This is a genomic window from Pseudomonas sp. IPO3774 (assembly GCF_013386835.1).
Lineage (GTDB): Bacteria > Pseudomonadota > Gammaproteobacteria > Pseudomonadales > Pseudomonadaceae > Aquipseudomonas.
Genome location: NZ_JACAQY010000018.1, coordinates 89,036 through 101,505 on the forward strand (window position 1 = coordinate 89,036; position 12,470 = coordinate 101,505).

At 60.2% G+C, this 12,470-nt stretch carries 14 protein-coding genes; 5 read left to right on the forward strand and 9 right to left on the reverse strand.

Features of this window, described 5'->3' with window-relative positions; translation table 11 throughout:
- Positions 1-9: 9 nt before the first annotated feature.
- The 4 genes from HYE77_RS12195 to HYE77_RS12210 all read right to left on the reverse strand — a co-directional run bounded on the left by HYE77_RS12195 (position 10) and on the right by HYE77_RS12210 (position 4,032).
- Positions 10-525, reverse strand: a complete 516-nt coding sequence (locus HYE77_RS12195; RefSeq protein WP_003211469.1) for a DUF1003 domain-containing protein — start codon at positions 523-525, stop codon at positions 10-12.
- Between the two features lie 80 nt (positions 526-605).
- Entirely contained in the window at positions 606-1,925 is a 1,320-nt protein-coding gene (locus HYE77_RS12200) for a PAS domain-containing methyl-accepting chemotaxis protein (protein ID WP_102605200.1), read from the reverse strand.
- A gap of 239 nt (positions 1,926-2,164) precedes the next feature.
- Positions 2,165-3,223 carry a diguanylate cyclase gene (locus HYE77_RS12205; RefSeq protein WP_003211472.1) on the reverse strand — a complete coding sequence of 353 codons (1,059 nt, stop codon included), beginning with the start codon at positions 3,221-3,223 and terminating at the stop codon, positions 2,165-2,167.
- Positions 3,224-3,411: 188 nt separating this feature from the next.
- Entirely contained in the window at positions 3,412-4,032 is a 621-nt protein-coding gene (locus HYE77_RS12210; protein WP_003211473.1) for a TetR/AcrR family transcriptional regulator, read from the reverse strand.
- Between the two features lie 124 nt (positions 4,033-4,156).
- On the opposite strand from HYE77_RS12210, the gene HYE77_RS12215 reads away from it, so the two are divergent.
- The 3 genes from HYE77_RS12215 (at position 4,157) to HYE77_RS12225 (ending at position 7,721) form a co-directional block, all read left to right on the forward strand.
- A complete protein-coding gene (locus tag HYE77_RS12215; protein ID WP_177068826.1) occupies positions 4,157-5,215 on the forward strand; it encodes an MBL fold metallo-hydrolase in 1,059 nt (352 codons plus the stop codon).
- 123 nt (positions 5,216-5,338) lie between these two features.
- Complete coding sequence (locus tag HYE77_RS12220) at positions 5,339-6,103, forward strand: amidase family protein (RefSeq protein WP_177068827.1); 765 nt, start codon at positions 5,339-5,341, stop codon at positions 6,101-6,103.
- Between the two features lie 235 nt (positions 6,104-6,338).
- A complete protein-coding gene (locus HYE77_RS12225; protein WP_256347215.1) occupies positions 6,339-7,721 on the forward strand; it encodes an amidase family protein in 1,383 nt (460 codons plus the stop codon).
- 6 nt (positions 7,722-7,727) lie between these two features.
- Here the strand turns inward: HYE77_RS12225 and HYE77_RS12230 are convergent, their stop codons facing one another.
- Positions 7,728-8,522: an SDR family oxidoreductase gene (locus tag HYE77_RS12230; RefSeq protein WP_008432939.1), complete on the reverse strand. Its 795-nt coding sequence runs from the start codon at positions 8,520-8,522 to the stop codon at positions 7,728-7,730.
- A gap of 116 nt (positions 8,523-8,638) precedes the next feature.
- Here HYE77_RS12230 and HYE77_RS12235 point away from each other — a divergent pair, with 116 nt between their 5' ends.
- Positions 8,639-9,577: a GlxA family transcriptional regulator gene (locus HYE77_RS12235; protein ID WP_008432938.1), complete on the forward strand. Its 939-nt coding sequence runs from the start codon at positions 8,639-8,641 to the stop codon at positions 9,575-9,577.
- A 28-nt stretch (positions 9,578-9,605) separates the two neighbouring features.
- On the opposite strand, the gene HYE77_RS12240 is transcribed toward HYE77_RS12235, so the two are convergent.
- From HYE77_RS12240 to HYE77_RS12255, 4 genes are all read right to left on the reverse strand, one after another.
- Positions 9,606-9,944, reverse strand: coding sequence for a helix-turn-helix domain-containing protein (locus HYE77_RS12240; RefSeq protein ID WP_003211485.1), 339 nt, complete (start codon positions 9,942-9,944; stop codon positions 9,606-9,608).
- Entirely contained in the window at positions 9,919-10,281 is a 363-nt protein-coding gene (locus HYE77_RS12245; RefSeq protein ID WP_003211487.1) for a type II toxin-antitoxin system RelE/ParE family toxin, read from the reverse strand. The genes HYE77_RS12240 and HYE77_RS12245 overlap by 26 nt, the downstream gene beginning before the upstream one ends.
- Positions 10,282-10,328: 47 nt before the next feature.
- The gene (locus tag HYE77_RS12250) at positions 10,329-10,649 is read right to left on the reverse strand and encodes a helix-turn-helix transcriptional regulator (RefSeq protein ID WP_134327182.1); all 321 of its coding nucleotides are present in this window, start codon (positions 10,647-10,649) and stop codon (positions 10,329-10,331) included.
- A 104-nt stretch (positions 10,650-10,753) separates the two neighbouring features.
- Positions 10,754-11,524 carry a helix-turn-helix transcriptional regulator gene (locus HYE77_RS12255; RefSeq protein ID WP_023659240.1) on the reverse strand — a complete coding sequence of 257 codons (771 nt, stop codon included), beginning with the start codon at positions 11,522-11,524 and terminating at the stop codon, positions 10,754-10,756.
- A 115-nt stretch (positions 11,525-11,639) separates the two neighbouring features.
- On the opposite strand from HYE77_RS12255, the gene HYE77_RS12260 reads away from it, so the two are divergent.
- Complete coding sequence (locus HYE77_RS12260; RefSeq protein WP_177068828.1) at positions 11,640-12,446, forward strand: sulfite exporter TauE/SafE family protein; 807 nt, start codon at positions 11,640-11,642, stop codon at positions 12,444-12,446.
- Positions 12,447-12,470: the final 24 nt, after the last annotated feature.

Here is a 12,470-nt window from a genome sequence, read left to right on the forward strand (position 1 = left end):
GTGGGAGGGTCAGGTCTTGCGCACGAATTGGTCGTGCATTTCGCTGGTCAGCCCTTCGATGCGTTCGGTCAGTTGTTTGGTCATCTCGGTGAGCTTGGTGTTCTGCTCCAACAGTTCCAGCAGTTGCTTGGTGGTCTGCGCGGCCTGGGCCTGGCGTTCGGTGTTGGCCACGGCCAGGGCTTCGCGGTGCTGGGCGTCGGCGTCGGATTGGGCCTTGTCCCGTGCGGCCTGGCGGGTCTGGGCGAGCAAAATCAAGGGGGCGGCATAGGCCGATTGCAGGCTGAACGCCAGGTTCAAGAGGATGAACGGGTAGACGTCAAAGTGCGTGATGCCGGTCATGTTGAGCACGACCCACAGAATCACGATTGCCGTTTGCGCCCCCAGGAACGTCGGGGTGCCAAAGAAGCGCGCGAAGGCTTCGGCTTTCAACGCAAAGGTGTCGTTGCCAAAGGTCGGCGCGAGATGGGCGTGTTTACGATGAAAGCGCAGGTGGTCAACGTTGGCTTCAGGTTTATCCGGGGTCATGGCGGGCTCGAATCCGTGGCGTAAGACAAGCCACCACTATAGACCGAGCCCTCGGCCTGGCACATGAAGAAGCCTGTCGCTTACCTGTTGCCCCGTTCATTGGCAAACGCACTCACAGCCTGCACCGCCTCGCTGGCGCCTTCGCGAATCTGCAGGATCACCGTACCCGCCTGGTTGGCCAGCTCCACGCCTTGGGCGGCGCGGTCGCGGGTACCGTCCATGCTGTCGATGGCCTGGCGGGTTTCGGTCTGGATCATCTCGATCATCGACGAAATCTCGGCCGTTGAACCGCTGGTGCGCGCCGCCAATTGCCGCACTTCATCGGCCACCACCGCAAAGCCACGCCCTTGTTCGCCGGCGCGTGCGGCTTCGATGGCAGCGTTCAATGCCAGCAGGTTGGTCTGGTCGGCAATCCCGCGAATGGTGTTGACGATGGCGGTGATCTGCTGCGAACGCTCGCCCAGCTTGGCGATCAGCGCGGAAGAACCGTCGATATTGGCGGCAATCTCACGCATGCCGGTGGCGGTCTGCTGGATCACCTCGGCGCCTTTTTCGGCGATGTCCCGGGTTTGCAGCGAGATGTGATAAGCCTGGGTGGCGCTTTGCGCGTCGGCCGCGTGTTTCTCCACCATGGCCGTGACGTCGGAGGCGTATTTCACCACCTTGCACAGGCGCCCGCTGGCGTCGTACACCGGGTTGTAGTTGGCTTCCAGCCACACCACCTGGCCGTTTTTGTCGATGCGTTCGAACTGGCCGTTGAACAGCTCACCCTGGTTCAGCCGTCGCCAGAAATCGCTGTAGGCGCTGCTGTTGGCCAGCTCCGGTGTGCAGAACATGCGGTGATGCTTGCCCTGCACCTGCGCCAGGTTGTAGCCCATGCGCTGCAGGAAATTCTGGTTGGCGCTGATGATGGTGCCGTCGAGGTTGAACTCGATCACCGCCATGGCGCGGTCGATGGCCTGCAACTTGGCGTTGGCTTCACTCTCGGCCTGCATTTTCGGGGTGACGTCCATGGCGTACTTCACCACTTTCACCACGCTGCCGGACTCGTCGCGCACCGGGTTGTAGCTGGCCTCCAGCCAGATCGGCTGGCCGCCGCTGGTCACGCGCTCAAAGGTGCCGGACTGGAATTGGCCGTTGCGCAATTGCGTCCACAGTTGGCCGTACTCGGCGCTGCGGGCAAAGGCCGGGGTGCAGAACAGGCGGTGGGACTGGCCCACGACTTGGTCGGCGGTGTAGCCCATGGCCTTGAGGAAATTCTCGTTGGCCCGCAGGACCGTGCCTTGCAGATCAAATTCAATCACCGCCATTGAGCGGTCGATGGCGTCGAGAAGGCTGGCTTGCTGGGCAAGGGTGGCTTGCAGGGTACTGATGGTTTTTTTATGGGCGTTGAATAGCATGGTCGTGTGCTCGGGGGAAGCAAGCGTCAGGGGTATCCATGGGGGCGCCTGCCACCGTAAGGCCTGGCCATACGGCAAACGTGCTCATTGCCAGCTTCCTTGTGCTGGCAGCGGGGTGGAACAGCGGGTTCTGAGTCGTATGGCCGGCAAGAAGTTCTATCCCAGTCGACCAATGGCGGCATTATGCTATCGGTCGGCGACGGGCGCGTTTAATTCAGACGAGATGCAGAGGGCGGGATTCAGGCGGAATGGGCGACCACATAGTCGCTGATATTGACTCGGTTACGGCCGGTGTCCTTGGCCGCGTACAGCGCGCGGTCCGCTGCGTTGAGCCACATGGCCGCGTCGGTGAAGGTGCTCTGGAAAGACGCCAGGCCAATGCTCAGGCTGACCCGCAGTTCGGGGATTTCCGGGTTGCGGTAATTGCTGAACACCTCGCGCATGCGTTCCATGACTTGCGCGGCCTGTTCCATGGGCATGTCCGGAAGAATCACACAGAACTCGTCGCCGCCGTATCGCCCGGCCAGGTCGTTTGCCCGCAGGTTGCGTCGAAGTTCCAGGCTTAGTTGGCGCAGAACCTGGTCACCGATGATGTGCCCATAGCTGTCGTTGATCTGCTTGAAATGGTCGATGTCGATCAGTGCGATGGTGGCGTTCCCATGTTGTTGCTGGCACTTGTGAAACTTCAGGTGCAGCAGGTCTTTCCACGAACCGTGGTTGAGCAGGCCGGTGAGGCTGTCGGTGCGGCTCAAGGCGCTCAGGGCGCGTTTGTGTTCCGACAATTTGATCGCCAGGCGGTAGCAGACCATGCCCAGCGCCATGGGATACAGGGTCAGCATCGGCAGGCAGGCGTAGACCTGGACCAGGCTGACGTCGGGATTGAAGTGGATGCCAAACAGCAGCCAGGACACGCCGATGCCTGCCAGTTGCGCCACGATGCCGTGGAGGAACAGGCGTTTGCCGCCGGCGGCGACGTTGTTCATGGTCATCATCGACAGGATGGTCACGGCCGTCAGTGGCGTGAATTGTGTAGTCGCCGCCCAGAACCCGCCGAGCAGTGAGTCGTAGAGCAGGTTTCGCCGTTCCGCCTTGTAGGGGAAATCGGAGCGGGTCGAAAGTTGATAGGCCAGGTGCGCCCAGCCAAAACCATTGAACAGCAGCAACGCCCAGACCCAGCCTGGCATTTGCAGTGGGTAGAGCGCGGCGATGACGCTGATGCAGCCGATGCCCAGGCCGATGATCCTTGGCCTGTAGATACGTCTGGCAAATGACAGCCCTTTGCCTCGTTGGTTTTCCATAGATTCCTGGGTCGATTCTTTTTTTGCAGGTACGACGGCACACGTGATCGGGAAAACCACTGGTCGGATAATACGTGTGAATATTGTCAGTTATTCGCGTGGGAATAATCAGTGTCCTTCCAGGCCATTTGCAAAGGACACGCGGCGAATCAGATAAAAACGACCTTGGATGTCGTTCCTGCAACAGGTCAGTGCTGCGGCACGACCTCATAGCCTGCGAGGAACAGGTCGATGGCTGACTCGATGACGTTCGCTTGGGCGTCGGCGTCCAGGGTCGGCTGGCCGAGGGTGATCTGTGGCCAGAAGGCAAAGGCCTTGAGCAGGCTTTGCACCTGGTGGGCGGCGAAGCATGGGTCGGTGCAGCTCAGCCGGCCGTCTTCCTGGGCGGCGCGCACCCATTGGGTGAAGCCTTCTTCACGCTTGCTCAGGCGGTTGACCATGTCCTGGGCACGTTCCGGCGAGTGGATGGTGGCGGCAATCGCGACCCGGGCCAGGTCGAGGAAGTTGGCGTCCGACATCATCGTCATCTTGGCCTGCAGCAACCCGCGCAGTTGCTCTCGCAGCGGGCGGTCGCTGGCGTAGCTGACGTCCAGTTGCGCAACACTGCTGGCCCACAGTTGATGCAGGATCTCGGCGAACAGCTCTTCCTTGCTCGGAAAGTGGTTGTACACCGTGCGCTTGGAAACCCCCGCCGTGGCGGCAATCTTGTCCATGCTGGTGACCTCGAACCCGTTGTCACGAAACTCGGCAATGGCGGCTGCCACGATGGCTTCGCGTTTACGGTCGGTGAGGCGCAGGGGTACAGTCATGGTGGGAGTTCGGCTCTGAAGGGAAACTTACACTCGGTAGTTTACTTGCTCCCGGTTTTGTTGCAATCTAGAAACTACACTGTGCAGTGTAATTTTTAGAGCAGTCTGCAGGAGTTCCTCGGTAATGGCCACGATCTCAACCCGTCTCGACAGTTCTTCTACAGCGCCCAAGTCTTCCGAACAGCATCAAGGTCACTTCACCAATCAGAAGCCCATCCAGCATGGCGGCTTGGGCAAGACCCTGGGCATCATGTGGAAGATGCTCTTCCAGAAGCCCCGCAGCACGCGCCCGGTGGGTGAGATCCCGGTGCAGCCGCTGACTCGCGAGCAACTGTTTGCCGCCCCGGACCATAGCGTTTTCCGCCTCGGCCATTCCACCGTGCTGCTGAAAATGCGCGGCAAGTTCTGGCTGACCGACCCGGTGTTCGCCGAGCGTGCTTCGCCGTTCAGTTGGGCGGGCCCCAAGCGTTTCCATCAGCCGCCGATCAGCCTTGAGGACCTGCCGCCGATCGAGGCGGTGATTCTTTCCCACAACCACTACGACCATCTGGACCACAAGGCGGTGGTGCAACTGGCGGACAAGACCCGCTATTTCCTCGCGCCGCTGGGTGTGGGCGATACCCTGGTCAAGTGGGGCGTGGATGCCAGCAAGGTGCGGCAGCTGGATTGGTGGCAGGGCACTGAAGTGGACGGGATTCGTTTTGTGTCCACGCCGGCCCAGCACTTTTCCGGGCGCGGCCTGTTCGATGGCAACCAGACGCTGTGGTGTTCGTGGGTGATGATCGACGGCTCACGGCGAATTTTCTTCAGCGGTGATACCGGCTATTTCGAGGGCTTCAAGCGTATCGGCGAGCAGTACGGCCCGTTTGACCTGACCCTGATGGAGACGGGTGCCTATAACGTCGACTGGCCCCACGTGCACATGCAACCGGAAGAAACCCTGCAGGCGCACATCGACTTGAAGGGCCGCTGGCTGCTGCCGATCCATAACGGCACGTTCGACCTGGCGTTTCATGCGTGGCACGAACCCTTCGACCGCATCATGGCGCTGGCATGGGAGCGTAACGTGTCGATCACCACACCGGCGATGGGGCAGGCGTTCATGCTCAACCAGCCGGAGCGCGGGCAGGCCTGGTGGCTGGAAGTCGAGCATCAGGGCAGTGAAGCGCACGTCAACGGATAATCACCGTCTGATCGCGCGCTCAGGGATTTTGAACGAGCCATAACCAGCCATTTCCGACAGACATCCACCTCGCTGAAGGGATGCAATCACGCCTCGAAACTTTATTCCGGGGCGTGGGAGTGTATGGACGATAAGAGTAGGAAGGTCACGGGGCCGGGCGTGCGCTGCCTGTTCAAGCCTTCAGGATCGGTGGACAGTTGTACTCCCCAGCCTTGCGCCTCCACTGCCAGCCAGGGTGTTGTGTTTGGCAGTCATGCGGCCGGTATGATCGTCAATTCGGCCACTCGCCAGGGCGGCCTGGAGTTCGGCTCCACGGGCGGTTACGGCCCCAGGCTCGACCTCCCTGGCCCCATGATGCACAGCGTGCGCGATCCCGCGTTATCACTGATTGCCCTCAGCGGTGTCGACCCTGAGGGGCGGGTGATGGTGGAGATTCCACCCGTCGCTGATCCGGGTCATCTGATCAACACACCGCCCTTGGCTGGCAGCCGTATTGGTTTTGCCAGCGAGTACGTTACCGGTGATGTGCGCAAACCCGCCAAACACAGCTCGCACTTTGCCCGGGTACTGGACGTACTGCGTGCAGCCGGTGCGCAATTGGTGCCTGTGACGGCGCGGGTGACCGATGACACACGTCACTTCACCCTGGACCCCGGCAATGAGATTAACGACCGGGTCACGGAAAACCGCCTGGATGGGGTGGTGGCGGATGCGCAAGGTGTTGCTTTCCACAAAGCAGCGACTGCCGATAACCCACGCTTCAGCGTGCCCGCGGGCACCGACGTCGACGGGGTGTCGAGGGTCGTCTGGTTCTATGGTGCGCACTGGTCCAGAGATCGTCTGGCGGCGTTGGTGCGAGGTTGTCAGCAGGTTCTAGGGCGGCATTAAGGGCCTACGCCATGGGGAGAGTGATCGTACGCCGCGGTAAGAGTTGCCCCCGAGTCATCGAGTATTTCGCTTCTTAGACTGAGGCAGGGATATCGAACGGTATTCCCAACATTCAGGCAGGCGGGGAGTATTTATGATCGGACCAGGTTTGGGCGCGGGATGGGCAGCGGGGCTTTTCGATGCAGTGGTGAATCCGCCACAGGCCTACAGGAGTGCCGACGATTTGGCGGCGGCCATGACCCGGCCCAATGGGGCCAGTTCCGATTCGGTGGTGAGGGATTCGCTGAAGCTGATCGCCAACATGGACAAGGGCTTGCAGGGCGGCAATGCATTCATTGAAATCAATCCTGACGCTCGTGTGAAAGCCCGTGCGCTGGATCTGGAACGGGCCGAAGGCAAAGTGCGCGGGCCTTTGCATGGCGTTCCGATAGCGCTCAAGGATGTGTTCGAAACCGGCGACAAGATGCAGACCAGCGGTGGCTCCATGGCGCTGGTGGGCAGGCCCGCTTCAAGGAACGCCAGGGTGGTGGACAACCTGCTGAAGGCTGGCGTTGTGATTATTGGAAAAACCAACATGAGCGAATTGTCCAATTTTCGCTCTGAGGCTCCGGTTGATGGCTGGAGCTCCAGGGGCGGCTTGACCCTCAACCCGCATCGGCTGGATGGCCAGGCGGCGGGCTCGAGTACGGGCTCTGCGGTAGCCGTTGCTCAAGGGATTGTGCCCTTGGCATTGGGGGTCGAAACCAATGGTTCAATCATTACGCCGGCGGCTTACAACGGTGTTATTGGTTTCAAACCGACCGAAGGGTTAGTGAGCACTGAAGGGGTGATGACCAGTTCCCGCCAGGACACGGTGGGCACCTTCACCCGTAACGTACGTGATGCGGCGCAAGCACTGGATGCGATGACGGATACCAACCGCTACACCCAGGGAATCAAGCCTGACGCCTTGGTGGGCAAGCGCATCGGCTATACGCCGTTGCCTGAGTTATCAGCAGAAGATGCCAACGACCCGGCGAAAAAAGCCGACAGGCAGCACTTCGAGGACGCCATTACGTTGCTGCGGGGCAAGGGCGCGACATTGGTACCCGTGGGTCAACTGGGTGAGGGCGTCCCGTACGAAACCCATGAACAATATAACGACGCGTTGTTATCGGACGTTAAACACCAGCTTGAAGCCTACCTGGCCGGACGGGCAGGCTTGCCGGTGAAGTCGCTGGCTGAGCTGATTGAATTCAACGAGCGCAACAGCGGTCCGGGTGTGCCGGATCAACAGATGCTCACCATGATCAACGGGATGGATATCAGTGATGAGGCGCGCAATGAGTTATGGACTGCCATCGGCCCGATTTTCAAAAGCACCATCGATAAGCCGCTGGCCGAGCATAAGCTTGACGCAATAGTGTCCAATTTTCACTCGTACAGTTACTACTACTCGGCAGTGGCCGGTTATCCCGGTATCTCCATGCCATCGGGAATGGATGATGAAGGGATGCCAACGGCCGTTCACTTTTATGGGGCAAATTTGAGCGAAGCCACGTTGCTGTCGGTCGCCTACGGGTATGAGCAGGCCTCCCATGCAATCAGGAAGCCTGCGTTTACACCCGGCCTGCGCTAGTCCGGATTACTTCAACCCATAACGAGCGGCGGGTTCACGGTGCGACAGGTTCGGGCCGAGGGCCAGCCGTGCGCTTTCGTAGGTGTCCCAATCGGCGCTGTCCGGCAGGGACGGAATCGTCACGGCTTCGCCTTGGGCGAGGCCTGCCAGGGCGGCGTCCACCAGATTTTCGGTGGTCATCACCATGGCTTCCGGCAGGTTGTTCACAGGCAGGCCGGCGATGTCCCAGAACTCCGTGGCGGTAGCGCCTGGCAGCACCACCTGGACCACTACGCCCTTGTCACTCAGCTCATGCTGCAGCGATTCGCTGAACGCCTGCACGAACGCTTTGGTACCGCCATACACGCCGTTCAGCACTTTGGGAGCGAGAGCGACAATCGAGCCGATATTGATAATCGTGCCACGGCCCTGGGCGACAAAGTTGGTTGCCGCGGCTTTGGCCAGGCGGGTCAGCGCCAGTACGTTCAGCAGAATCATCGCGTCCATTTTGTCGGCATCCGACTCCAGCAGCGAAGCCGTGGCGCCCACACCGGCGTTATTCACCAGCAGGCTGATACGGCTGTCTTCGTGCGCGATCCGGGCGATTCGCGCCAAGTCGGCTGGCAGATTGAGATCGGCCGCTATCACCTGCACGTCACGCTGGGTATTGGCTTTCAAGCGTGTTGCCAACTGCTCCAGACGTTGCTGGTTGCGGGCCACCAGAATCAGATCGTAGCCGGCACGGGCCAGGCGGTCGGCATACACCGCACCAATTCCTGACGAGGCACCGGTAATCAGGGCATAACCTTTGTGTTGCGACATGGCAGTTGCTCCAAATGGGCCGGGGAGGGGATCGGCCTTGTTGGAACCAAGATTATGGGTGTAATGTGATGGCTGCAATGTCATATATCCCTCCTTTAGAGACATGAGGTTTGGCCATGGTGTCCGTCGGTATTCTGCTTTTTCCCGGTTTCCAGGTGCTCAGCCTGTCCACCAGCAGCGTGTTCGAATTTGCCAACTTCGTGGTGGGGCGACCGTTCTACCGCGTGGACTTGTTGTCGGAGCATGGCGGGCCGATAAAAAGCTCCATGGGCTTTGCCATTGATAGCCTGGCGTTCGGGCAGCAGGTCTACGACACGATCCTGGTGCTGGGGGACAACGAACTACTTGAGCCCACTCCTGGCATGGTGGAGTACCTGCAAGCATCATTGACGGCGTCGCGCCGGGTTACATCGGCCTGCACCGGTTCGTTCCACCTGGCAGCGGCCGGCCTGCTGGAAGGGCGCAAGGCAACCACCCACTGGTACCACGCCATGACGTTTCGCCAGCGCTACCCCAATGTGAAGCTGGAGGAAGACCGGATCTTCACCGTCGATGGCCCGCTCTGGACCTCTGCCGGGATGACCGCCTGCATCGACCTGGCCCTGGCTCTGGTCGAGCACGATTTGGGCGTGGAAGTGGCCCGCGACGTGGCGAAAAAACTGGTGGTTTACCATCGCCGTGCCGGTGGCCAGTCACAGTTCTCGGCGTTGCTGGAACTGGACCCAAAGTCTGACCGCGTACAAACCGCCCTGGCGTGGGCCAAAGGGCACTTGCACGAGGACCTCTCGGTAGAACAACTGGCGCAAGCGGCACACCTCAGCCCGCGTCAGTTCAGCCGACTGTTCCGCGCCGAAACCGGGCAATCGCCGGCCAAGGCGGTAGAACACCTGCGCATTGAAGCCGCCCGGTTGATGCTCGAATCCGGCAGCCACTCCATCGACGTTGTCGCCCGGGAGACGGGCTTCGGTGACCCGGAGCGCATGCGTCGAGCCTTCCTGCGAGCGTTTGGCCAACCGCCACAAATGATCCGTCGGGCGTTGCAGTTGCAGGCGTGAACTTGCGGGAGCCAGAACCTAGGGCAACTCAGGCGAATAGCACTTCAATACGTCCTTGAGTACGTGAAGCTGGCGCAGCCGTAATAACGATTTGCACATCGCGCCCCAGGCGCGACAAACACTCAAGCATTTTGGCTTCACTGATACCCCGAAACCTGCCACGCAGCATTTCAGACACCTTGGGTTGGGATAAACCGAGAATGACGGAGGCTTGTGCCTGAGTGAGGCTACGTGCCTTGAGAATCTCACCAATCTTCGTCGCAAGCTGTGCCTTGACCTGCATTTCACTGGCGTCGGGCTGCCCGATGTCTTCATAGACATTGCCGGTGCTTTCTTCGATCTCAATCGCGTTGTGATGCTTGTGCATGATCCTGCGCCGCCTTGAGTCGCTGTTTGATCAGTTGTATGTCGTGCTGTGCTGTAGCGATGCCTTTCGTCGACTTTTTCTGGAAGCAATGAAGGACATAAACAGCTGAGTCGAAACGGACGGTATACACACCACGATAAGTGTTGCTGTCGAAATCCTCCACCACCTCAAGTACCGCGTTACCGCCAAACCCTTTCAATGCCTTGGTCTGTGAGTGCTTGCCTCCTCCTTGGGCGAGGTGGAGCGCAAAGCCAAACACATCTTGAACAGGCCCAGGCATTTGCTGCAGATCTTTCTTGCTACCGCCCACCCAGAGGAGTGGCTTCCATGAACTCATGAGAGGATATACCTAAATAGGGATAAGCGTCAGCGCGAAGAGAAATCTTACTCAACCGTTTCAAGCACTGAATGCTCTGACGACAGTGGCAAAGAGCCCCGCACATTCATCCCCCAACCCGGCGCAAAGCCCGGGAAAAACACCAACCCTTCAGCCTCCAGGCGAAACGCCACACTCAGGCGGACTTCATCGTCCACATCGCCATGGCTTTCAAAACGTTGAAGGGCGTCCACTTCCACATCCGCTTCCCGGGCCAGGTCTTCCCGGCTCCAGCCCAGCATCAGGCGGGCCTGGACGCTGTGCCGTGGGGTGAATTGATGAAGGACGATCTGCTGTTCTACGGTGCTGCTCATTGCCAGAGAGGACATGGACTTTCTCCAGGTTCGACGGGGGGAGGGCAAACTATACTGTGTTTTTGTACAGTTGTTTTGACCGCTCATCAACTGGATTTTCCGATAGCGCTGCCGCCGCTCTATTTCGCCCCTTCCAGGTAGGTGCTCGGTGACTGGCCCAGCACCCGGCGGAACATGCTGGAAAATGCCGCCGGGTTTTCATAGCCCAGGTCCAGGGCGATCCGGGTGACGCTTGCACCGCTGGCCAACCGCGCCAAGGCCTGCACAACACAGGCCCGCTGGCGCCACTGCACGAAGCTCAGGCCGGTTTGTTGGCGAAAATGCCGGCTGAAGGTGCGCAGGCTCAGGTGCGATTGTTGCGCCCATTGAACCGGTGACTGGTGCACGTCCGGCCGCTGCAGAAACGCCAGGCACAGAGCAAGCAGGCGAGGGTCCTCCGGCAGCGGGATATGCAGGGGCAAGTGCGTGGCGCGTGCCAGTTCATGCAACAGCAGGCTGACCAGCGCACCGTCGCGCCCGGCCTCGTCGTATTCCAGCGGCAGCTCCACCGCCTCCATCAGCAGCTGGCGCATCAGGGGGGAAACGTTGATGACGTGGCAGTCGGTGCCCAAGTCGGTGACGGCGTGCGGTTCGATATACAGGCTGCGCGTCGACACGCCGAGCATCAGCACTTCATGGGGCACTTGGGCGGGAATCCACACCGCGCGCTGGGGCGGCACAACCCAGTTGCCTTGCTGGGTGCTGACTTGCATCACCCCGGTGGCGCCATACAATAACTGGCCGCGCCGATGGCTGTGGCGCTTGAGCAGATAGCCGTGGGGATAGTCGGTGCCGATTGCCACGACCGTTCGCGGGGTCAGGTCGAGCTGAGCGATGGAAACGTTGCGCATGGAGCTGATCCCGGAAGTGGCAATATCTCGCACATTATTGGCCGACATGCGCAAGCGGGCCAAGCCTTGAATCTCTATCGTCGACAGCTCTCCCTGATACTGAAGGCGATTCTCGATGTTCTATCTATTACTGGCACTGTTCGGCTGCATGACCGGCGTGACCGCTGTGCTGTTCGGCTTCGGTGGCGGGTTCGTGGTGGTGCCGTTGCTGTACGGCATGCTCAAGCTCAGCCACGACGCGGGCGTGAGTGAATCAGCGATGCATATCGCGGTCGCCACCTCGACCTGCGTGATGATCGTCAACGCGCTGCTTGCCACCGGAAAACACCAGCGCAAAGGTAATCTGATTCGCCATTACCTGTGGCCGTTGGGCGGGTACATCGGGGGCGGCGCCGTGCTGGGGGCAGGGGCTGCAATGTTCGCCAGCGGCGATTTCATGCGGTACGCCTTTATCGCCTACCTGGCCGTCACCATCGTCGATTGTCTGTTGCGCAGGGGCTTTCTCAGCCAGGACGACAGGCTCCAGCCACGACGCCTGAGCGGCATGGAAGTGACGGGCGGCGGCATCGCCATTGGCCTGATCGCGACCTTCCTGGGGGTGGGCGGCAGCGTGATGACCGTGCCGCTGTTACGCCGTTGTGGCTTGAGCATGTCCCAGTCCACGTCCATGGCTAATCCGCTGAGCGTGCCGGTGGCGCTGGCCGGTACATTTACCTACATGCTCATGGCGGGATTCGCCAAGGTGCAATTGGGCACGTGGTATGTCGGCTATGTCGATTTGCTGGCGTTCGCCATCCTCACCCTGGGCTCGCTGCTGGGCATTCGCCTGGCCACGCCGTGGATCGGTCGCATCCCGGATGCACTGCATGCGCGGGTGTATATCGGGTTGTTGGGCGTGGTGATGGTGAGCATGCTGGTCTGACGCAAGTGGATTTTGCGTTCTTTT

Excerpts from the sequence above, each read along its gene's own strand:
- HYE77_RS12215 (WP_177068826.1), top strand. The coding sequence starts at position 4,157 with ATGGCCACGATCTCAACCCGTCTCGACAGTTCTTCTACAGCGCCCAAG.
- HYE77_RS12245 (WP_003211487.1), bottom strand. The coding sequence starts at position 10,281 with ATGAGTTCATGGAAGCCACTCCTCTGGGTGGGCGGTAGCAAGAAAGAT.
- HYE77_RS12255 (WP_023659240.1), bottom strand. The coding sequence starts at position 11,524 with ATGCGCAACGTTTCCATCGCTCAGCTCGACCTGACCCCGCGAACGGTC.
- HYE77_RS12250 (WP_134327182.1), bottom strand. The coding sequence starts at position 10,649 with ATGTCCTCTCTGGCAATGAGCAGCACCGTAGAACAGCAGATCGTCCTT.
- HYE77_RS12225 (WP_256347215.1), top strand. The coding sequence starts at position 6,339 with ATGACCCGGCCCAATGGGGCCAGTTCCGATTCGGTGGTGAGGGATTCG.
- HYE77_RS12260 (WP_177068828.1), top strand. The coding sequence starts at position 11,640 with ATGTTCTATCTATTACTGGCACTGTTCGGCTGCATGACCGGCGTGACC.
- HYE77_RS12230 (WP_008432939.1), bottom strand. The coding sequence starts at position 8,522 with ATGTCGCAACACAAAGGTTATGCCCTGATTACCGGTGCCTCGTCAGGA.
- HYE77_RS12195 (WP_003211469.1), bottom strand. The coding sequence starts at position 525 with ATGACCCCGGATAAACCTGAAGCCAACGTTGACCACCTGCGCTTTCAT.
- HYE77_RS12240 (WP_003211485.1), bottom strand. The coding sequence starts at position 9,944 with ATGCACAAGCATCACAACGCGATTGAGATCGAAGAAAGCACCGGCAAT.
- HYE77_RS12205 (WP_003211472.1), bottom strand. The coding sequence starts at position 3,223 with ATGGAAAACCAACGAGGCAAAGGGCTGTCATTTGCCAGACGTATCTAC.
- HYE77_RS12235 (WP_008432938.1), top strand. The coding sequence starts at position 8,639 with ATGGTGTCCGTCGGTATTCTGCTTTTTCCCGGTTTCCAGGTGCTCAGC.
- HYE77_RS12220 (WP_177068827.1), top strand. The coding sequence starts at position 5,339 with ATGGACGATAAGAGTAGGAAGGTCACGGGGCCGGGCGTGCGCTGCCTG.
- HYE77_RS12210 (WP_003211473.1), bottom strand. The coding sequence starts at position 4,032 with ATGACTGTACCCCTGCGCCTCACCGACCGTAAACGCGAAGCCATCGTG.
- HYE77_RS12200 (WP_102605200.1), bottom strand. The coding sequence starts at position 1,925 with ATGCTATTCAACGCCCATAAAAAAACCATCAGTACCCTGCAAGCCACC.